This is a genomic window from Pseudomonas sp. SDO5591_S426, assembly GCF_054070755.1.
Genome location: NZ_JBSVXD010000044.1, coordinates 17,525 through 35,567, shown reverse-complemented (window position 1 = coordinate 35,567; position 18,043 = coordinate 17,525). Strand labels below are relative to the sequence as shown.

Sequence of the window (18,043 nt, the reverse complement as noted above, 5' to 3'; positions counted from 1 at the left end):
AGTGCAACGAGGCTGCGATCTTTTGACGTTGTTTTTTCAAGGCAAGATCAAAAGATCGCAGCCTCGTTGCACTCGACAGCTCCTACATTTTGATGTGATACATCTGCGCAGTTGCTTTTGATCCGCCCGCCCCTCGGCGACTCAAATTATTGCTCACGCAAATACTTCAACAACCTATCCAAAACCACGGATCCAGGCCGAGACCGCAACGTCAGCAAACCAATGTTGACCATGGAAATCGGCAACTCCACCGGCAAAACCGTGACCATCCCATAGCGCGCGTAATGCTCGGCCACATCATTGGGCACCACCGCAATCATGTCCGACGCCTCAAGCATCGCCGTGGTCGCCAGGATCGAAGCGGTCTCGACAATGTCCAGCGCCTGCACCATACCGCCGGCCTTCAGGGCACTTTCCACCCGCCGACGCATGGGGCTGCCGATGGGATGCAGGATCCAGGTCAACGTGATCAAGTCGGCCAATTGCAATGGCGACGATCCCGCCAACGGATGACCAGCCCGGGCGATCACGCGCATCTGTTCACCCTGATCGAACAGCTCGATAGCCAGATCCTGACTGTCGCTCTGGTCCGGCAAACGCCCCAGCACCACATCGAAATCACCGCGCAGCAAGGCCGGCAGCAAGGTATCGCTGGTCCCGATCTCAATCGAAATGCGCACCTTGGGGTAATCGCGTTTATACGCCAGTACCGCTTTTGTCAGTAGCCGGGGCACCGGTCCCATAACACTGCCGATGCGCACCAGCCCCGCAGCTCCGCGTGCCAGTTCCGCGATCTGCGCCTGGGCATGCTCGAACTCATGCAGCGCGCCCTGGGCGTAGCGGATCATCACTTCGCCATACAGGGTTGGCTGCATGCCACGCGGCAAGCGCTCGAACAGACGCACACCGAGCCGCTCTTCCAATTGCTGCAACAGCAAGCTGGCGGCAGGTTGAGTGGTGTGCATCGCCGCGGCCGCCCGGCGCAGGTTGCCGAACTCACCCAAGGCATGAAGCAAGGTGATCTGCCGGCTGGAAATTTTCAGGGCACCGAAATTATTCGGCGTGAGCGTGGCGACTTCTGGGCTGGAAGACATATCAAATCCGGTATCCCTGCTTAGGAAATCGCGATTATGCACATATCGCTCGTCGACCTACAGTCGGGTCTCCAAATGGTCTTCAAGAACAAGAGCCCGCCATGCCTATTCGAATCACCCATCTGAGCGTTCGCGACATCCGCTTCCCCACTTCGCTGTCCCTCGACGGTTCCGATGCGATGAACAGCGCACCGGATTACTCCGCGTCCTACGTCGTGTTGCACACCGACGCCCCGGCAAACCTTGAAGGCCACGGCCTGACCTTCACCATCGGCCGTGGCAATGAAATCTGTGTGGCGGCGGTGCAATCCCTGGCGCCGATGGTGGTCGGTTTGTCGCTGGAAGAGATCGTCGCCGACATGGGCGCTTTCTGGCACAACATCACCGTCGGCGACAGTCAACTGCGCTGGCTGGGCCCGGAAAAAGGCGTGATTCACCTCGCCACCGCGGCGATCGTCAACGCCGTCTGGGACTTGTGGGCCAAGCACGAAGGCAAACCCGTGTGGAAATTGCTGGCCGACATGACGCCGGAACAACTGGTGCGTTGCCTGGACTTCAGCTACGTCACCGACGTGCTCACCCCTGAAGAAGCCATCGCCCTGCTGCGCCGACAAGTGCCGGGCAAGGCCCAGCGTGAGGCGCACATGCTGCGCGAAGGCTATCCCGGCTACACCACCGCGCCCGGCTGGCTCGGCTACAGCGAAGAAAAAATGCGCCGACTGGCCCGCGAAGCGGTCGAGGATGGCTGGACTCACATCAAGCAGAAAATCGGCGCCAATCTCGAAGACGACATCCGTCGCGCCACGATTCTGCGTGAAGAAATCGGCTGGGAACGGACCCTGATGATGGACGCCAATCAGGTCTGGGACGTCGATGAATCGGTCGCCAACATGCGCCGCCTCGCCGCGTTCGAACCGCTGTGGATCGAGGAGCCAACCAGCCCCGACGACATTCTCGGCCATGCCAGTATCCGCCAGCGCATCGCACCGATCGGCGTCGCCACCGGAGAGCATTGCCACAACCGGGTGATGTTCAAGCAGATGTTCCAGGCCGGCGCAGTGGATTTCTGCCAGCTGGACGCGGCGCGCCTGGGCGGTCTCAACGAGGTGCTGATCGTGCTGCTGATGGCCGCCAAATTCGACGTGCCGGTCTGCCCCCATGGCGGTGGTGTCGGCTTGTGCGAGTACGTGCAGAACATCGCCCTGTTCGACTACATCGCCGTCTCGGCCTCGCTGCACAACCGTGTTCTGGAATACGTCGACCACCTGCACGAGCACTTCCTCGATCCGGTGGTGATCCGCCGCGGCCGCTACATGCCGCCGCAGCGTCCTGGCTACAGCATCGAAATGACCGCCGAAACCCTAGAGCGTTACCAGTATCCCGACGGCCCGGTGTGGGTCGACATCCGCCGCGCTTGATCGCTGCGCCAAGGTGCCCGCTGCATTACAGCGTGGCACCCGGATGCTACAGAACCAGCCGCCGATAATCGGCCAACACCCCCGTCAGATAAGCATTGAAACGCCCCGCCGCCGCGCCATCGATGACCCGATGATCCCAACTCAGGCTTAGTGGCAGCATGTTGCGCGTGACCACTTCGCCCTGCTCCAGGGCCAGGCGTTCGACACTCTTGCCCACGCCCAGAATCGCCACTTCCGGTGCATTGATGATCGGTGTGAAGTAGGTTCCACCGATACCGCCCAACGATGAAATGGAAAAGCAGCCACCACTCATTTCGGCAGCGCTCAACTTTCCTTGCCGCGCCTTGGCCGCCAGTTCCGACATCTCCGTTGCAATCGCCCGAATGCCTTTCTGATCGACATCCCTGATCACCGGCACCACCAGCCCTTGCGGCGTATCGGCGGCGAAACCGATATGCACGTAACCCTTGAGCACCAGTTCATCGCCGTTGAGGCTGGCGTTGAACTCAGGGAATTTCTTCAGCGCCGCCGCACAGGCTTTCATCAGCAACGCCAGCAACGTGATCTTCACCCCGGCCGAGGCGTTTTCCTTGTTCACCTGAACGCGGAATTGTTCGAGCTGGGTTATATCGGCATCGTCGTGATTGGTGACGTGAGGAATCGTCACCCAATTGCGATGCAGGTTGGCGCCGCTGATTTTCCTGATTCGCGACAGCGGTCTGCTTTCAATTGGCCCGAACTTGGTGAAATCCACCACCGGCCACGGCAGCAAGCCACCCAAGGGCTGAGTTGCCGTGGCGGATTGAGGCAAAGCACTCAGCGCAGCTTTTACATGGGCCAACACGTCAGCCTTGGTGATGCGATTGCGCAGCCCGGTCCCTCGGATGCTTTGCAGTGAAACACCCAGTTCCCGTGAGAACTTGCGCACCGAAGGCGATGCCAGGGGCAAGTCCGTTGTGGAGACAACAATCTCGAATGGTGCCGCAACCACAGGCTCATCAGGAATATCAGCGGGTTCGACAACAGGCTGTGCCGCTGGCTGATCAACCTCGATACTGGCAATCGCCGAACCTTCGCTGACCTTGTCGTCCAGCCTGACCGACAAGGACTGCAACACACCCCCATGGGGCGATGGAATTTCCATGGACGCCTTGTCGGTCTCGACAATGATCAGGGTTTGCCCTTCGACCACGGTGTCGCCCGCCTTGGCGAGGATTTCTATGACGCCCACATCCTTGGCGTCCCCGATATCGGGCAGACGAATTTCACGCACATTCTTCATAAACACTTCCTGAAAGTTCGACTCACACCAAGCCCGGTTTCAGGCTTCCCAAGGCGCCACGCCGTCAACGTCAATGGCGTACCTGGCGATAGCCTCGGCGCACACGCTCGCGTCCAGAGTTCCCTCGTGAACCAGTGCCGTCAGCGCACTCAAGACGATCTGATGGCGATCCACTTCGAAGAACTCGCGCAGCCTGTGGCGAGTGTCGCTGCGGCCAAAACCGTCGGTGCCGAGCACGGTGTAGCGGGCATCCAGATAACTGCCGATCAACTGCGGCAAGGCGCGCACGTAATCGGTGCAGGCAATGATCGGCGCCGAGTCGTTGAGCGACGTTTGCACATGGCTCTGGCGCGCCGGTTGCTGCGGATGCAGGCGATTCCAGCGCTCCACTTCACGGGCATCACGGGCCAGCTCGGTGAAGCTGGTGACGCTCCATACCTGGCTGTCGATGTTCCAGTCGCTGGCCAGCAATTCGGCGGCGGCAATCACTTCGCGCAGGATGGCGCCGGAACCCAGCAACTGCACGCGGCCACGGGCATCCTCGAATTCATGCCGGGCAAACAGGTACATGCCCTTGATGATCGCCTGCTCGACGCCGTCAGGAAGGTTGGGTTGCGGGTAGTTTTCGTTCATCAGGGTGACGTAGTAGAACTCGTCCACCTGACGTTCCAGCATCTGACGCATGCCGTGATCGAGAATCACCGCGAATTCACCGGCGAACGCCGGGTCGTAGGCGCGGCAGTTGGGGACCATCGCCGCCATCAGGTGGCTGTTGCCGTCCTGATGCTGCAACCCTTCCCCACCCAATGTCGTGCGCCCTGCCGTAGCCCCGAGCAGAAAGCCTCGGGCCCGTTGATCCGCCGCCGCCCAGATCAGGTCGCCGATGCGCTGGAAGCCGAACATCGAGTAATAGATGTAGAACGGCAACATCGGCAGGCCATGCACCGAGTAACTGGTCGCCGCGGCCACCCAGGAACTGATCGCCCCGGCCTCGCTGATGCCCTCTTCCAGAATCTGGCCGTCGAACGCTTCCCGATAGCTGAGAATCGAACCGATGTCTTCCGGCTCATAGCGCTGGCCGACGCTGGAATAAATCCCGATCTGCTTGAACAGGCTGGCCATGCCGAACGTCCGCGCTTCATCCGCTACGATCGGCACGATGCGCGGCCCCAATTGTTTGTCCCGCAACAGACCACTGAGCATGCGCACGAACGCCATGGTGGTGGACATTTCCTTGCCTTCGGCGGCAATGGCGAACCCGGCATAACTGTTGATCTCGGGGACGGCCAATGACTCGCTGGTGGTGGGCCGTGCGGGCATGTAGCCGCCCAAGGCCTGGCGTCGTTCGTGCAGGTAGCGCATTTCAGCGCTGTCTTGCTCGGGTTTGAAGAAGCTCAGGGATTCTGCCTGCTCGTCGGTCAGCGGCAAGTTGAAGCGGTTGCGGAAAGCGATCAACGCTTCCTTGTCGAGTTTCTTCTGCTGGTGCACGGTCATCTTGCCTTGCCCGGCGTCGCCCATGCCGAAACCCTTTTTGGTCTGCGCCAGAATCACCGTGGGTTTCTTGCCTTCGAGCAGCGCGCTTTGATACGCCGCATGGATTTTCACGATGTCGTGGCCGCCGCGCTTGAGGCGATCGATCTGCTCATCGCTCAAGCCTTGGGCCAGATGCGCCAACGCCTCGTTCTGGCCGAAGAAATGGTCGCGGTTGAATCGCCCATCCTTTGCCGCGAACGTCTGGAACTGACCGTCGACGGTGCTGGACAACGCCTTGACCAGCGCACCATCGGCATCCCGTGCAAACAGACCGTCCCAATCGGAACCCCAGACCAGTTTGATCACGTTCCACCCGGCACCGCCGAACAGCGCTTCCAGCTCGTCGATGATGCGACCATTGCCGCGCACCGGCCCGTCCAGCCGTTGCAGGTTGCAGTTGACCACCCACACCAGATTATCCAGCCCTTCGCGCGCGGCCAGGGTCAGCGCCGACATGCTTTCCGGCTCGTCCATTTCACCGTCGCCGAACACACCCCAGACGGTTCGACCCTTGGTGTCTTGCAGGCCTCGATGGTCCAGGTACCGCATGAATCGCGCCTGGTAGATCGAGCTGATCGGGCCGATGCCCATGGAGCCGGTCGGGAATTGCCAGAAGTCCGGCATCAACCACGGGTGCGGATAACTCGACAAACCCCGTGCACCATTCGCGCGGGCGCCGATTTCCTGCCGATAGTGCTGCAAGTCCTGCTCGTCGAGCCGTCCTTCGAGAAACGCGCGGGCATAGACGCCCGGTGCCGAATGCGGTTGATAGAACACCAGGTCACCGCCGCTGCTTTCGGTGCGTGCGTTAAAGAAATGGTTGAAGCCCACTTCGAACAAATCGGCGGCGCTGGCGTAACTGGCGATGTGGCCACCCAACTCGCCATAAGCGTGGTTGGCACGGGCGACCATGGCCAAGGCATTCCAGCGCATGATCGACGCCAGGCGCTCCTCGATTGCCAGGTCCCCGGGGAAGACCGGCTGGCGTTCGACGCTTATGGTGTTGATGTAAGGCGTGCCATGGCTGGGCCGCCAGCCGATGTCCGCGCTGCTCGCCACCGCCACCAGCATGTCGAGGATCTGTCTGGCCTGGGCAGTGCCGCCATGGGCAATGACCGACAGCAAAGCGTCCCGCCATTCGGCGATTTCCTCACTGTCTTCTGCGGCCTGGCCCGGCAATTGGGCGTGATGATCGGACGGGTTCATGAGCATCTCCTGCAACTGTCGGGTAACGCTTCAAGGTGGCGTGAATGGCTGACTCGGGCGAGGCTTTTGACGTGTTCTACCGCGTCAATGACGGAACGCTCCGCCCAAGTGTCGTGGGTGACGTGGTAGACGCATGGCTTACCGTGCAGCAAACGTTCATCAAGCTGACCGAACACTACAAAACTGTAGTCACTGCGGGTTGTTTGCACCTCGACGAGCTTGTCGGATCCAGTGTCAGCCCTGTCTACCTGCATAAGGGCGATGTTGTCGAAACAGCTGAAACCATGATGCATCAAGTCAATATGGTCGCTATCAAATCCGGACGCGATGACCACGATGCGCGTGCAACTGGACGGCTCGCGCATCCATTTCATGGCTTGATGTCGGTAGTCGGTGGATCGGTTCATAGGCGTTGTCTTTCTTGTTTGAATAGTTGATTCAGCCGTTGAATGGGCAGCGGGATTTCTAGAGGACGCAACGCTCTCGCAACACGCTTTTGGCCAGCGTCCGGGCCATCGATAAAATGGCCTCCACCTGCTTATCCATCGCAGCGCCGGATAGCGCCGGCGTTCCCGGATTGATCACACGCAGCGGGTGGCCGCACACCGAACCCAGCCAGGTCAGGCCGGGTATCGGGGTGATCTCGACATCCAGTAAAAAACAGCCTTTGGATACGCCACTCAACAATCGAGTGGCCTGACAGGTGGAGGCCGGAACCTGCTCCGTCGGTTCGGAACTGACTTGCAACCAGTCGTGCATCAACACCTTGGGTTGCGTCACCACCAGGTAAGCGACCTGATCCCAGTCGTCGATTGCCACGTGCAACCGGTCAATCATGTACTTGGGCAGCGCGGCGCTGGTGACGATCACCACCCCGACATCCGCCAGAGGCTCTTTGATCCAGGTTGCGGATTGCGAAATGGCATGCATGGCGGTACTCCGGCGGATTGATGTCCCGTTCACTGTAGGAGCGAGCCTGCTCGCGATGAGGTCGTCACATTCAACATTGATGTCGCTGACACACCGCTATCGCGAGCAAGCTCGCTCCCACAGTTATTGCGCTTAGCCGTTTCGAAACAGGAAGCTGTAGGCGTTCAGCGCCGGTGCGCCACCCAGGTGGGCATAAAGCACTTTCGACCCTTCGGGGAATTCACCGCGACGGACCATTTCGATCATGCCGTGCATCGATTTGCCCTCGTACACCGGATCGGTCAGTACCCCTTCGAGGCTGCCGCACAGACGGATCGCTTCCAGTGTCCCGTCGTTGGGCAGGCCATATTCGGGATAGGCGAAGCGCGTATCGAGTACCACGTCGTCTTCGGTGATTTCGCGCCCCAGATCCACCAGTTCGGCGGTGTGGCGGGCGATGCGCAGGATTTGCGCCTTGGTTTTTTCCGGCTTGGCCGAGGCATCGATACCGATGACGTTCTTCGAACGACCGTCCTCTGCGAATCCCACGACCATGCCGGCCTGGGTGCTGCCGGTCACGGAGCAAACCACGATGTAGTCAAATTTGAAGCCCAGTTCCTTTTCCTGCTGCCGCACTTCTTCGGCGAAACCGACGAAACCGAGGCCACCGTAGGGATGCTCGGAACAGCCTGCGGGGATCGGAAACGGTTTGCCGCCGCGCTCCACGACATCGCTCATGGCTTTCTCCCAACTAGGTCGAATGCCGATGTCGAAGCCTGCTGCATCCAGCCGCACGTCGGCGCCCATGATCCGCGACATCTCGATGTTGCCGACGCGGTCGTACACGGCGTCGGAGTAGTTCACCCAGTTCTCCTGCACCAGCACACACTTCATGCCCAGGTGGGCGGCGACCGCAGCAACCTGGCGGGTCTGGTTGGACTGGATGCCGCCGATCGACACCAGGGTGTCGCAGCCTTGATCGATGGCTTCGGGAATCAGGTATTCGAGCTTGCGTGTCTTGTTCCCGCCGAAGGCCAGGCCACTGTTGCAATCTTCACGTTTGGCATACAACTCCACCTTGCCGCCCAGGTGTTCGCTGAGGCGTTTGAGGGGCGTGATAGGAGATGGACCGAAGGTCAGCGGATAACGTTTGAAGCGATTCAGGTTCATGGCGTTGTTCCTTATAAGTTGAGATATCCAAGCTCTTTCAGCGGGCTTCGATGAATCAATCTTAAGAAAAAACCTGAAAATTTGTGTTGCAAGTTTCCACCAATAAATGAAGCATTATTTTTGCTGATCAAACCAGAACTTTACTTAATTGCGTGTAGACGACAATGAACGCAACAAACAACCATAAGAAAGCCAGCGAGAAAGCCGCAGAGCCGATGCAGCTTGATCGCACCGACCGCGCCATCCTCAAGGCCCTGCAGCGAGATGCTTCGATCTCTAACGTAGCCTTGGCGGAGAAGGTGAAACTGAGTCCGCCGGCCTGCCTGCGGCGCGTCGACCGGCTCAAACAGGCCGGCCTGATCAAGGGCATCGTCGCCCTGCTAGACCCCGAAGCGCTGGATGCGGGAATGGTGGTGTTGATCGGCGTGGTGCTGGATCGCTCCACGCCGGAATCGTTTGCCGCCTTCGAGGCCGCCGCGCAAAAGGTCTCGGGCTGCATGGAGTGCCACGTGGTAACTGGGGAATTCGACTACTTCATGTTGCTGCGGACCAAGGACAGCCAGAGCTTCAACCGCCTGCATGCAGAACAGTTGCTGTACCTGCCGGGTGTTCGGCAGATCCGTTCTTTCATGGGATTGCGTCAAGTGCTGTCGACGCCGCAAATCCCTCTGTGAAACTCAGATCAGCCCCAATGTCAGTGCCTTGAGCGTCGCCGCCGCACGGGTGGTGCATTGCAGTTTGCGGAACACGCTCTCGACGTGGGTCCGCACCGTGCTTGGGCTGATGCCGAGCTGGCGCGCCACCTCCTTGTTGCTGCCGCCCATGCTGATACGCCGCAGGATTTCCGTCTCCCGCTCGGACAGCGGGCCGCTGCTCGCCTTGCCGGGGGCCACGCTGCTTTCGCCACGGGCCGCCGCCATGACGGCCTGACAGGCACGTGCATCGAAACGCCCCTGTGCCGCTTCGTCGAGCAACAGTTGTTCTGCCTCTTGCGCACTAAGTGCCGGCCGCCACGGTCGGTCGGAGATCAACGCTTGCCAGGCCAGCGCCGCTGCCAACAGGCAATGTTCGGTTTGCAGGGCATCACCGTTCAGGCTGCGGAAATAGCCGCTGCCATCGAGGCGTTCATAAGCGTGGGCAGCCAGTTGACCCGGCGCAACCAGTTCAGGCACCTGGGTGCTGGCCCGCAATGTCCAGTAAGGCACGAGCCGCACCTGTTCGAGATCACCGTCAAGCAATGCACCTGGGGTGTTCCAGATTCGGTTGGGCACCGCAGCCCGGCCGATGCCGTGAATCAGCGCGGCCTTGCCCAACTGATCAACCGATGACTCTGTGAGCCCCGACAATCTGCCGGCCTCCCGCACCAGTTCCGACGCACGCCGCGAATAGCCCGCCAGCCACGGCAGCTTGAGATCGATCACGTCACTGACCAGCGTGAGCGAGACTGTCGCGCCATTGCTGCTCGCGCCTGATGCAGACGCTAGTGGTGTGCGCAGTTGTTGCAACCAGTCCTCGGCATGGCGCGAAATCTCGGCGGCCAGCGAGGCCGGATAACGACGATCAGCCCGGGTCTTGATCCACTCCAGCGCAGCCTCCAGACCGTGAACCCGGGACATGATTTCCAGATCGCCGGCCAGCAACACCTGATACACCACCTCCGGCACCTCGGGGTGTCGCAGCCCAAACGGCCGGCCTTCGCCATCAAACTGCTCGAACACATGACGCAACCCGTGCTCAGCCGCTGCATTCAACCCCAGCGTACGGGCGATATCCCCAGACACTTCGCAATGGATTTGCGCCAGGGGCGTGGTTTTGCGCATCGCCCGTTGCCCGGCGGCATTCAGTGTCTGGCTGAGCATGGCGTTACGCCCGCCGACGTCATCGCCCAGCAACCGCGTGAAGCCCTCGGCGTTGGCGGTACAACCCGACCAGCGCAATAGCGCCACCTGCCGTGCGATCTCCAGATGATCGCCAGCCCCGTTGCAGGACTGCGCGAGCATCCGTGCCAGCCGCGCGGTGCGACGTGACTGGTCGAAGGGCTGCCCCATGCTCAGGTCACCGACCATGGACAAGGCCAGGATGGCGCCTTCGAGCTCGATGCGGTCACGGTCCGGCATAACGCACTCCATACAATCGCTGAAAATTATTCGTTCGCCTCGGATAAACGACCGATACCTGAACCTGCGGGCATTGATGAAACTGGACCTCACCAAAAACAGGAGATTTGACCATGTTCAAACCCAAGACGCTCGCCCTCGCTCTCGCCATGACCGCTTCGCTGTTTACCGCAGCAAGCCATGCCGCCACCGCGCAACCTTCGGTGGTCATCGTACACGGCGCCTTCGCCGATGGCTCCGACTGGGCCAAAGTCGTTCCGCTGTTGCAAGCTGAAGGCATCAAGGTCACCGTGGTGCAAAACCCGTTGACCTCGCTGGCCGATGACGTGGCGGCGACCCAGCGCGTCTTGAACAACCAGGGCGACAACGTGGTCCTGGTCGGGCACTCCTGGGGCGGTACGGTAATCAGTCAGGCCGGCACCGACAAGAAGGTCAGCGGCCTGGTATACGTCGCCGCGTTCGCGCCGGATGCCGGTCAAGCCAGCAAAGACCTGGGCAAGGACTACCCGGCGCCGTCCGGCGTGAAAGACATTGCCGCCGACAAAAACGGCTTTCTCTACATGACCCCGCAAGGCATGGCGACAGGTTTTGCCCAGGACCTGCCTGCACAGCAGACCGCAATCATGGCGGCTACGCAGGGACCGATTCGCGCCTCGGCGTTTGACGACAAAACCAGCGTCGCAGCCTGGAAAGGCAAACCGTCGTGGTACGTCGTAGCGGCTGAAGACCACATGATCCAGCCCGACTTGCAGCGCGCATTCGCCAAGAAAATCGGCGCGCAAGTCACCGAGCTGAAATCGAGCCATGTACCTCAGCAATCGCGTCCGGGCGATGTTGCCAAAGTGATCATTCAGGCGGTCCACAAGAGCCAGGTGGCAGCTCAATAACACCGAGAGCAGAACCTCAAACGAAAAAAGACGCACCGCGTGAGCGCGTGCGTCTTTCGTGTTGTGGAGCAACTGACGTCAATCCGATTTCTGCTAATGTCTTGCTACCTCATCCAACGCTCATGGAAACGTTCTATGACAACGCTGATGCCCATGGATAGCGAGACACCCGAGCCACAATCGATCTGCAGCCCCATCACCCGCAGCGCGATTTTCATCGTCGCAACCCTGGTTCCCGGCAGCGATGCGGCCGAGAAAGTACGGGCATGGTGCGCCGATATCGCAGGCCTCACACGCTCGGTGGGCAAGCGTGTGCCCTCGGGCAATTTGTCGTGTATTTGCGGGTTTGGCGCCAGCGCCTGGGACAGCCTGTTCGGCGCCCCGCGGCCGGCCTCGTTGCATGCCTTTCGTGAGTTCGGCGTAGAGGGCCGTCGAGCTGTCGCGACGCCCGGCGATATTCTGCTGCACATTCGTGCCGAGCATATGGACCTGTGCTTCGAACTGGCGACGCAACTGCTCACAGCGCTTGGCGATGCGGTATCAGTGGTCGATGAAGTCCAGGGGTTTCGCTACTTCGACATGCGCAGCATCATCGGCTTCGTCGACGGCACCGAAAACCCGGTGGGTCGCAAGGCCGTCGACTTCACGATCGTCGGCAGTGAAGATCCGACGTTCACCGGCGGCAGCTATGTGCTGGTGCAAAAGTACCTGCACAAGATGGACGCATGGAACGCCTTGTCCGTCGAGGCGCAGGAGCGGGTCATCGGGCGAACCAAACTGTCGGATATCGAGCTCGATGACTCGGTCAAACCGACCAGCTCGCACAGCGCGCTGACGACCATCACTGAAGACGGACAGGAAGTGAAAATCCTGCGCGACAACATGCCGTTCGGTCGCCCCGGCGCCAAAGAGTTCGGCACTTACTTCATCGGCTACGCACGCTCGCCCGCTCCGCTTGAGCAGATGCTGGAAAACATGTTCGTCGGAAAACCGCCAGGCAACTACGACCGTTTGCTGGATTTCAGCACGGCTGTGACCGGTGGTTTGTTTTTTGTGCCTTCAGCAGATCTGCTGGAAGAACTGGCGGATCGTCAGCCTTAGGGCATGAACATCCATCAGTTTTGAAAAATGGCAGGGGCGGCTGGATTCGAACCAACGCATGGCAGGATCAAAACCTGCTGCCTTACCGCTTGGCGACGCCCCTGTATCTGATACGAGCAATGCGAACGCTTGCTCCCCTTCACGGCATGCGCCGTTGGCGCTGTGTGAAAGTGGGCGGAAATTTAACAACTTTTGTTACGTCTGGGAAGCCCCGAAGGAAAATTATTTTATTGAAAAAACAGCGACTTACTACCAATCCGCTTCAGGCCCAGCCTATTCGGGTCTTTGATGCATGCCAGCGCCGCTCAGGAAGCGGCGCTGCTGAAGTCATCATGGCGTGGGGCGATCGCTCACAGAATCGAACGGATAGTCCCGCCTTCCATGCGCATGGCCATGCCATTGAGCGCTGGTGACGCCGCCAGGTGCAGGACACTGCAAGCCACCTCTTCGGGTTCGATCATGCGCCGGATCAACGAAGTCGGTTCGGTTTCGTCAAAATAATCCTGCACCACCTGTTGCGCGGTGATGCCCTTTTCGCTGGCGATTTCCCGGTGATAACGCTTGACCGCGTCAGTGTAGGTCGGCCCCGGCAATATCGAGTTGACCCGCACGGCGGTGCCTTTGGTCAGCTCGGCCAACGCCCGGGAAATGCCCAACAGGCAGGTTTTCATCGCACCGTAGTGAACCATCCATGGCTGAGGCTTGACCGCCGATTCACTGCTGATGAACACAATCGAACCGTGTCCGCGATCAAGCATGGCCTTCATCACCAGGCGAGTCATGCGTACGCCGCTCATGACATTGACGTTGAAGTAGTGAAACCATTGGGCATCGTCGGTTTCGAAAAAGTCGCGCACCTCGAAAATGCCGACGTTGTTGATCAGGAAGTCGATCGGCCCCGACTCAAGGGCCAACGCCACCAGGCGTTCCGCCGCCCCGTCCTGAGTCAGATCGGCCACCATTCCACGGCTGCGCTCGCCCAGCTCCTCGAGTGCTGTGCTGACCTCTTCTGCGTGGAGCCCGCTGATGACCACGTTGGCGCCTTCAAGGATGAAGCGCTGGGCGATGGCCTTGCCGATGCCCGTCGCGCCGCCCGTGATCAGCGCAGTTTTTCCAGTCAGTTGATAATCCATGAAAGCAGCCTTGTTTGTTGTTGTGCGCATCATCATGCCCCAGGCTCGGGCCGAAGATTTTCAGGGGATGCTGAAGACTGTTTTTGCAAAATGCCAAAGGTGCATCACGGTTGGCCAGCCACCAATTGCGGGCCAACCTTGTCCAGCAGGAAATCGATAAACACCCGTACGCGATGGGGTAGCTGCTGTCCCGGACCGATGAACACGGCGTGAATCGCCTCGGTTTCACCGCTGTCGTATTGCTGCAAAACCGGCACCAGCCGCCCCGCTTCGATATCGTCGTGAATGTGAAAATTCGCCAGCCGGGCGATACCCAGGCCAGCCAATGCCGAACGGCGCATGCTCTCGCCATCGCTGAGCAAAATGTTGCCTTTGGGTTCGATCTCGATCCGCTCGCCATCAGCGCTGCGAAACACCCACGCCTGGGAATGGCGGTGAAAACCGAAGCTGAGACGGTTGTGACGATGCAGCTCGTCAAGGGTTCCGGGCTGGCCGCACCGGGCGATGTAAGCCGGTGAAGCCACCGTGATCATGCGGCTTTCACCCAGGCGTCGCTGCACCAGGCTGGACTCTTTCATGGGACCGGTGCGGATCGCCACATCGGCACGGCGTTCCAACAGGTCCACGACGGTATCGGTCAGCTCTACGTTGAGGGTGATGTCGGGATACGCCGCGAGAAAATCCGGTACTAACGGCAGCAGGCAATGCAAACCGAACGGCAGGTTGGCGTTGACCTGAATTAACCCGCTGGGCTTGGTCACGTTGGCGATATCGCGCTCGGCAGAGTCAATCAGTTCAAGAATCCGCAGGCACTCACTGTTGAACCGTTCGCCTTCAGCGGTGAGTTCCAGGCGTCGGGTCGAACGATGCAACAGACGTGCCCCCAGGCGAACTTCCATGCGGGCAATCAGTTTGCTGACGGCCGACGGCGACATGTCCAACTGCCTTGCGGCTTCAGAAAAGGTGCCGGCGTTGACCACTCGGGTGAACACTTCCATCTCGCCGGAGCGGTTGATGTCTTTGATATTTAGCATGAACTGAATTCACAGATACTTGTCGTTCAAGCAGTCTAGCTCATATACCGGTCGGGTCGTATCGTGAAGCGTTCCTGAATCTGGAATACCTGCCTTTCGCTCCAGTAAAAGTCAGGATCACTCAAGCAACGAGGAGACAAGACATTGAAGATTTTCGTTACCGGCGTGACCGGTTACATCGGCGGCTCCGTGGCCAAATACCTGGTGGATGCGGGGCATGAAGTCAGTGGCCTGGTGCGCAACCCGGAACAGCGCAGTGCCTTGCAGGCCCTGGGCATCACCCCGGTACTCGGCACGCTGGATGACGCCTACATTCTCAGCGAACAGGCGCGCTGGGCCGATGCCGTGGTCAACGCTGCGAACTCGGACCACCTGGCTTCGGTAAAAACCTTTATCGACGCCTTGAGCGGCAGCGGCAAAGTGCTTTTGCACACCTCCGGCTCAAGCGTGGTCGGTGACGATGCGCGCGGTGCCTATGAACGCGCCGAGATCTTCACCGACGAGACGCCGTTCACGCCTATGGACATCCGCAAGGATCGGGTCGAGATCAATCAGATCGTGCGCCGCGCCGGGGTCGAACAAGGCATACGCAGCATTGTGTTCTGCCCGACCATGATTTACGGCGAATCGCTGGGCGTGCCCTCGAAAAGTGATCAGTTGCCCAAGTTGTTCGCGCAATCACGCAAGTACGGCGCCGGTGCCTACATGGGCGCCGGCGTGCATCGCTGGTCCAACGTCCACATCGAAGACCTGGCGGAGCTTTATCGCCTGGCTATCGAAAAGGCGCCATCCGCCTCGCTGTTCTTCGCTGAAAACGGCGAAGCATCGTTCCTGGAAATCGCCACGTCCATCAGCAAGTCTCTGGGTTATGGCGGTGAGATTCGAAGCTGGCCGGCTGACGAAGCCATCGAACTGCTTGGGGATTGGGCTCGTTTTGCCATCGGTTCCAACAGCCGTGTGCGCGCGGTAAACGCCCGCGTCCTGTTGGGCTGGAAACCAAAACGCGAATCGATTTTGCAGTGGATCGAAACCAGCGGGGTGCAGTGGTAACCCACACACACGCCCCATGCCTTGAAAGCTCACTTCGGTGAGCTTTTTTTTGCCCGGACAAATCGCAGCCATAAAAAAACGTGCGGCCAGGGCCTTCTTCAATGAAGACCCTCGTCGCACGTCAGGCCCAGAAAGCCTAAAGGGGATAATCGTTGTTGCCGGATTGCACAGCCATCAGGCCTTAGCCCAGTACCTCCAGCGCTACGCTTTCGATACCCGCGGCATCCAGCCGGTAGTGGCGATACAAGTGCGTCGGTGGCGCAATCAGACTGTATTCGTCGTAGAGACCATGGCGCCGAACCTTGACGCCGATGCCCTCCTCCGCAATGACCTCACACACCGCCCCACCGAGTCCGCCAATGATGTTGTGCTCTTCCACGGTAAGAATCGCCCGGCTATTACGCGCCGCGGTCAGAACTGCTTCACGGTCCAGCGGCTTGATGGTGGTCATGTCGATCACGCCCACCGAACGTCCGGCGGCATTCAAGGCCCGGGCCGCTTCCAGGGCTGGATGCACCGTCGAGCCGGTGGCGATGATCGTCAGTTCATCGCCCGTCAGGTGTACCGTGGCTTTGCCAAAGACAAAGTCGGGCACAGTGTCATACACCACCGGATCGCGACCGCGCTGGATGCGGAAGTAGATCGGTTGCGGGTAGTTGGCCGAGGCGAGAATCGCGGCCTTGAGCTGATTGCCATCGGCGGGGGCAACCACTGTGATGTCGGCGATCGAGCGCATGATCGCCAAGTCTTCGGTCGCATGGTGCGAGGTGCCGTAGAAGCCCAGCGAAATGCCGGCGTGGTGGCCGATCAGGCGCACCGGCAGTGCCGAATAGGCCACGTCCATGCGGATCTGCTCGCAACACAGCAACGGCAGGAAAGACGCAAAGGTGGCCACGAACGGTTTCATGCCCACCGCCGCCATCCCGGCCGCCGCGGATACCATGTTCTGCTCGGAAATGCCGAACTGCACGAAACGCTCGGGATGCAGTTCGGCGAATTTCGACAGGCCGTTGGAGTACTGCAGATCCGCAGTGCCTGCAACTATCGGCTCGCCGCGCTCGACCAGTTCGATCAGGGCATCCGACAGGGCATTCAAGCTCGGTGTCTGGCTGTTCAGTTCCCGGTACTGCCAGGAGTTGTTCGACAGAGGTGCGGTATTCATCGGTTAGATCACCTTGCTTTTGATTTCGTCGATAGCACGTTGCGCATCTTCAGGATCCAGATAACCCAAATGCCAACCCGGCTCGGTTTCCATGTAGGACACCCCTTTGCCTTTGACCGTATTGGCGATGATGCACACCGGTTGCGTGCGCGTGGTGTCGGCCTTGAGGCGACGCAGCAGGCTCGTGACAGCCGCCAGGTCATGACCATCGACCACGTGTGTTTCCCAGCCGAACGCAATCCACTTGTCCGCCAGCGGCTCGATGCCGATCACGTCATCAACGTTGCCGTCGAGTTGATAGCCGTTACGGTCGATGATTGCCACCAGGTTGTGGACCTTGTGGTGAGCCGCGCCCAGTGCCGCTTCCCAGACTTGCCCTTCCTGCATCTCGCCGTCGCCGAGCATCACGTAGGTGGTGAACGACTTGCCCAGCATCCGTCCGGCCAGCGCCATGCCCAGGCCACCGGACAAGGCATGGCCGATGGAACCGGAAGAAAAATCCACCCCCGGCACTTTGCGCATGTCCGGGTGGTCGCCCAGCGGGTTACCCAGGCGCGTGTAGTTGTCGAGGATCTCTTTCTCGAAGAAACCCCATTCCACCAACACCGGAAACAGGCCGACCGCCGCGTGCCCCTTGCCCATCATGAAACGGTCGCGATCGGGCCATTTCGGCTCGGCAAACCGCAAGTCCATCACGTCGTAATACAGCGCGGCGAACAGCTCGGCGGCCGAAAACACCGAGGTGTAGTGGCCGACCTTGGCGATTTCGATCAGCCGGATGGTTTCCAGCCGAATGAACTGGGCCTTTTCCCGCAACCGGATCAGCTCCTTGTCAGTCAACTCGAAATCGCGTTCGGCGCGTTCGTGCAGGTGTTGCCTTGTCAAATCAGTCATGTGTCGTGTCCAGGCGCATTACCAAGGTTTCGGCCACATCCGCGATGTGGCCG

General features: G+C 59.9%; 16 protein-coding genes and 1 tRNA gene. 6 read left to right on the top strand and 11 right to left on the bottom strand.

Annotation, left to right across the window (positions count from 1 at the left end):
* Window positions 1-146: 146 nt before the first annotated feature.
* Window positions 147-1,094 (bottom strand): LysR family transcriptional regulator, encoded by a 948-nt coding sequence (locus tag ACW9JC_RS11930; protein ID WP_457455116.1) that lies wholly within the window; start codon window positions 1,092-1,094, stop codon window positions 147-149.
* A 101-nt stretch (window positions 1,095-1,195) separates the two neighbouring features.
* Here ACW9JC_RS11930 and ACW9JC_RS11925 point away from each other — a divergent pair, with 101 nt between their 5' ends.
* A complete protein-coding gene (locus ACW9JC_RS11925) occupies window positions 1,196-2,512 on the top strand; it encodes an L-fuconate dehydratase (protein ID WP_457455115.1) in 1,317 nt (438 codons plus the stop codon).
* A 46-nt stretch (window positions 2,513-2,558) separates the two neighbouring features.
* Here ACW9JC_RS11925 and ACW9JC_RS11920 read toward each other — a convergent pair whose 3' ends face one another.
* Together ACW9JC_RS11920 and mdeB are read right to left on the bottom strand one after the other, a co-directional pair.
* A complete protein-coding gene (locus ACW9JC_RS11920) occupies window positions 2,559-3,794 on the bottom strand; it encodes a dihydrolipoyllysine-residue acetyltransferase (RefSeq protein ID WP_457455114.1) in 1,236 nt (411 codons plus the stop codon).
* A 39-nt stretch (window positions 3,795-3,833) separates the two neighbouring features.
* Window positions 3,834-6,533 carry an alpha-ketoglutarate dehydrogenase gene (mdeB, locus tag ACW9JC_RS11915; protein ID WP_457455113.1) on the bottom strand — a complete coding sequence of 900 codons (2,700 nt, stop codon included), beginning with the start codon at window positions 6,531-6,533 and terminating at the stop codon, window positions 3,834-3,836.
* 44 nt (window positions 6,534-6,577) lie between these two features.
* Between mdeB and ACW9JC_RS11910 the strand changes: the two genes are divergently transcribed.
* Entirely contained in the window at window positions 6,578-6,970 is a 393-nt protein-coding gene (locus ACW9JC_RS11910) for a hypothetical protein (protein WP_457455112.1), read from the top strand.
* A gap of 28 nt (window positions 6,971-6,998) precedes the next feature.
* Here the strand turns inward: ACW9JC_RS11910 and ACW9JC_RS11905 are convergent, their stop codons facing one another.
* Together ACW9JC_RS11905 and ACW9JC_RS11900 are read right to left on the bottom strand one after the other, a co-directional pair.
* Window positions 6,999-7,463 carry a transketolase gene (locus ACW9JC_RS11905; RefSeq protein ID WP_457455111.1) on the bottom strand — a complete coding sequence of 155 codons (465 nt, stop codon included), beginning with the start codon at window positions 7,461-7,463 and terminating at the stop codon, window positions 6,999-7,001.
* Between the two features lie 132 nt (window positions 7,464-7,595).
* Window positions 7,596-8,612 (bottom strand): 1-aminocyclopropane-1-carboxylate deaminase, encoded by a 1,017-nt coding sequence (locus ACW9JC_RS11900; protein WP_457455110.1) that lies wholly within the window; start codon window positions 8,610-8,612, stop codon window positions 7,596-7,598.
* Window positions 8,613-8,776: 164 nt separating this feature from the next.
* Here ACW9JC_RS11900 and ACW9JC_RS11895 point away from each other — a divergent pair, with 164 nt between their 5' ends.
* Window positions 8,777-9,286, top strand: a complete 510-nt coding sequence (locus tag ACW9JC_RS11895; RefSeq protein WP_338581207.1) for an Lrp/AsnC family transcriptional regulator — start codon at window positions 8,777-8,779, stop codon at window positions 9,284-9,286.
* Window positions 9,287-9,289: 3 nt separating this feature from the next.
* On the opposite strand, the gene ACW9JC_RS11890 is transcribed toward ACW9JC_RS11895, so the two are convergent.
* Window positions 9,290-10,729 (bottom strand): HD domain-containing phosphohydrolase, encoded by a 1,440-nt coding sequence (locus ACW9JC_RS11890; RefSeq protein ID WP_457455109.1) that lies wholly within the window; start codon window positions 10,727-10,729, stop codon window positions 9,290-9,292.
* 113 nt (window positions 10,730-10,842) lie between these two features.
* On the opposite strand from ACW9JC_RS11890, the gene ACW9JC_RS11885 reads away from it, so the two are divergent.
* A complete protein-coding gene (locus tag ACW9JC_RS11885; protein ID WP_416126552.1) occupies window positions 10,843-11,616 on the top strand; it encodes an alpha/beta hydrolase in 774 nt (257 codons plus the stop codon).
* A 153-nt stretch (window positions 11,617-11,769) separates the two neighbouring features.
* On the top strand, window positions 11,770-12,717 hold the full coding sequence (locus ACW9JC_RS11880) for a Dyp-type peroxidase (protein WP_457455117.1): 948 nt from the start codon (window positions 11,770-11,772) through the stop codon (window positions 12,715-12,717).
* Between the two features lie 28 nt (window positions 12,718-12,745).
* Here ACW9JC_RS11880 and ACW9JC_RS11875 read toward each other — a convergent pair.
* From ACW9JC_RS11875 to ACW9JC_RS11865, 3 genes are all read right to left on the bottom strand, one after another.
* Window positions 12,746-12,820, bottom strand: a tRNA-Gln gene (locus tag ACW9JC_RS11875).
* Window positions 12,821-13,067: 247 nt separating this feature from the next.
* Entirely contained in the window at window positions 13,068-13,850 is a 783-nt protein-coding gene (locus ACW9JC_RS11870) for an SDR family NAD(P)-dependent oxidoreductase (RefSeq protein ID WP_457455108.1), read from the bottom strand.
* Window positions 13,851-13,954: 104 nt separating this feature from the next.
* Entirely contained in the window at window positions 13,955-14,884 is a 930-nt protein-coding gene (locus ACW9JC_RS11865) for a LysR family transcriptional regulator (protein ID WP_457455107.1), read from the bottom strand.
* 144 nt (window positions 14,885-15,028) lie between these two features.
* On the opposite strand from ACW9JC_RS11865, the gene ACW9JC_RS11860 reads away from it, so the two are divergent.
* The gene (locus ACW9JC_RS11860) at window positions 15,029-15,934 is read left to right on the top strand and encodes an NAD-dependent epimerase/dehydratase family protein (RefSeq protein WP_457455106.1); all 906 of its coding nucleotides are present in this window, start codon (window positions 15,029-15,031) and stop codon (window positions 15,932-15,934) included.
* Between the two features lie 181 nt (window positions 15,935-16,115).
* On the opposite strand, the gene ACW9JC_RS11855 is transcribed toward ACW9JC_RS11860, so the two are convergent.
* Both ACW9JC_RS11855 and ACW9JC_RS11850 read right to left on the bottom strand, forming a co-directional pair.
* Window positions 16,116-17,096 carry a transketolase family protein gene (locus ACW9JC_RS11855; protein WP_457455105.1) on the bottom strand — a complete coding sequence of 327 codons (981 nt, stop codon included), beginning with the start codon at window positions 17,094-17,096 and terminating at the stop codon, window positions 16,116-16,118.
* A gap of 3 nt (window positions 17,097-17,099) precedes the next feature.
* Window positions 17,100-17,990 (bottom strand): transketolase, encoded by an 891-nt coding sequence (locus tag ACW9JC_RS11850; protein WP_457455104.1) that lies wholly within the window; start codon window positions 17,988-17,990, stop codon window positions 17,100-17,102.
* Window positions 17,991-18,043: the final 53 nt, after the last annotated feature.

What these genes read in the sequence shown, in the direction of transcription:
- ACW9JC_RS11905 (WP_457455111.1), bottom strand. Translation starts at nt 7,463, where the DNA reads ATGCATGCCATTTCGCAATCCGCAACCTGGATCAAAGAGCCTCTGGCG.
- ACW9JC_RS11880 (WP_457455117.1), top strand. Translation starts at nt 11,770, where the DNA reads ATGGATAGCGAGACACCCGAGCCACAATCGATCTGCAGCCCCATCACC.
- ACW9JC_RS11925 (WP_457455115.1), top strand. Translation starts at nt 1,196, where the DNA reads ATGCCTATTCGAATCACCCATCTGAGCGTTCGCGACATCCGCTTCCCC.
- ACW9JC_RS11850 (WP_457455104.1), bottom strand. Translation starts at nt 17,990, where the DNA reads ATGACTGATTTGACAAGGCAACACCTGCACGAACGCGCCGAACGCGAT.
- ACW9JC_RS11890 (WP_457455109.1), bottom strand. Translation starts at nt 10,729, where the DNA reads ATGCCGGACCGTGACCGCATCGAGCTCGAAGGCGCCATCCTGGCCTTG.
- mdeB (WP_457455113.1), bottom strand. Translation starts at nt 6,533, where the DNA reads ATGAACCCGTCCGATCATCACGCCCAATTGCCGGGCCAGGCCGCAGAA.
- ACW9JC_RS11920 (WP_457455114.1), bottom strand. Translation starts at nt 3,794, where the DNA reads ATGAAGAATGTGCGTGAAATTCGTCTGCCCGATATCGGGGACGCCAAG.
- ACW9JC_RS11900 (WP_457455110.1), bottom strand. Translation starts at nt 8,612, where the DNA reads ATGAACCTGAATCGCTTCAAACGTTATCCGCTGACCTTCGGTCCATCT.
- ACW9JC_RS11930 (WP_457455116.1), bottom strand. Translation starts at nt 1,094, where the DNA reads ATGTCTTCCAGCCCAGAAGTCGCCACGCTCACGCCGAATAATTTCGGT.
- ACW9JC_RS11865 (WP_457455107.1), bottom strand. Translation starts at nt 14,884, where the DNA reads ATGCTAAATATCAAAGACATCAACCGCTCCGGCGAGATGGAAGTGTTC.
- ACW9JC_RS11870 (WP_457455108.1), bottom strand. Translation starts at nt 13,850, where the DNA reads ATGGATTATCAACTGACTGGAAAAACTGCGCTGATCACGGGCGGCGCG.
- ACW9JC_RS11910 (WP_457455112.1), top strand. Translation starts at nt 6,578, where the DNA reads ATGGCTGACTCGGGCGAGGCTTTTGACGTGTTCTACCGCGTCAATGAC.
- ACW9JC_RS11855 (WP_457455105.1), bottom strand. Translation starts at nt 17,096, where the DNA reads ATGAATACCGCACCTCTGTCGAACAACTCCTGGCAGTACCGGGAACTG.
- ACW9JC_RS11885 (WP_416126552.1), top strand. Translation starts at nt 10,843, where the DNA reads ATGTTCAAACCCAAGACGCTCGCCCTCGCTCTCGCCATGACCGCTTCG.
- ACW9JC_RS11895 (WP_338581207.1), top strand. Translation starts at nt 8,777, where the DNA reads ATGAACGCAACAAACAACCATAAGAAAGCCAGCGAGAAAGCCGCAGAG.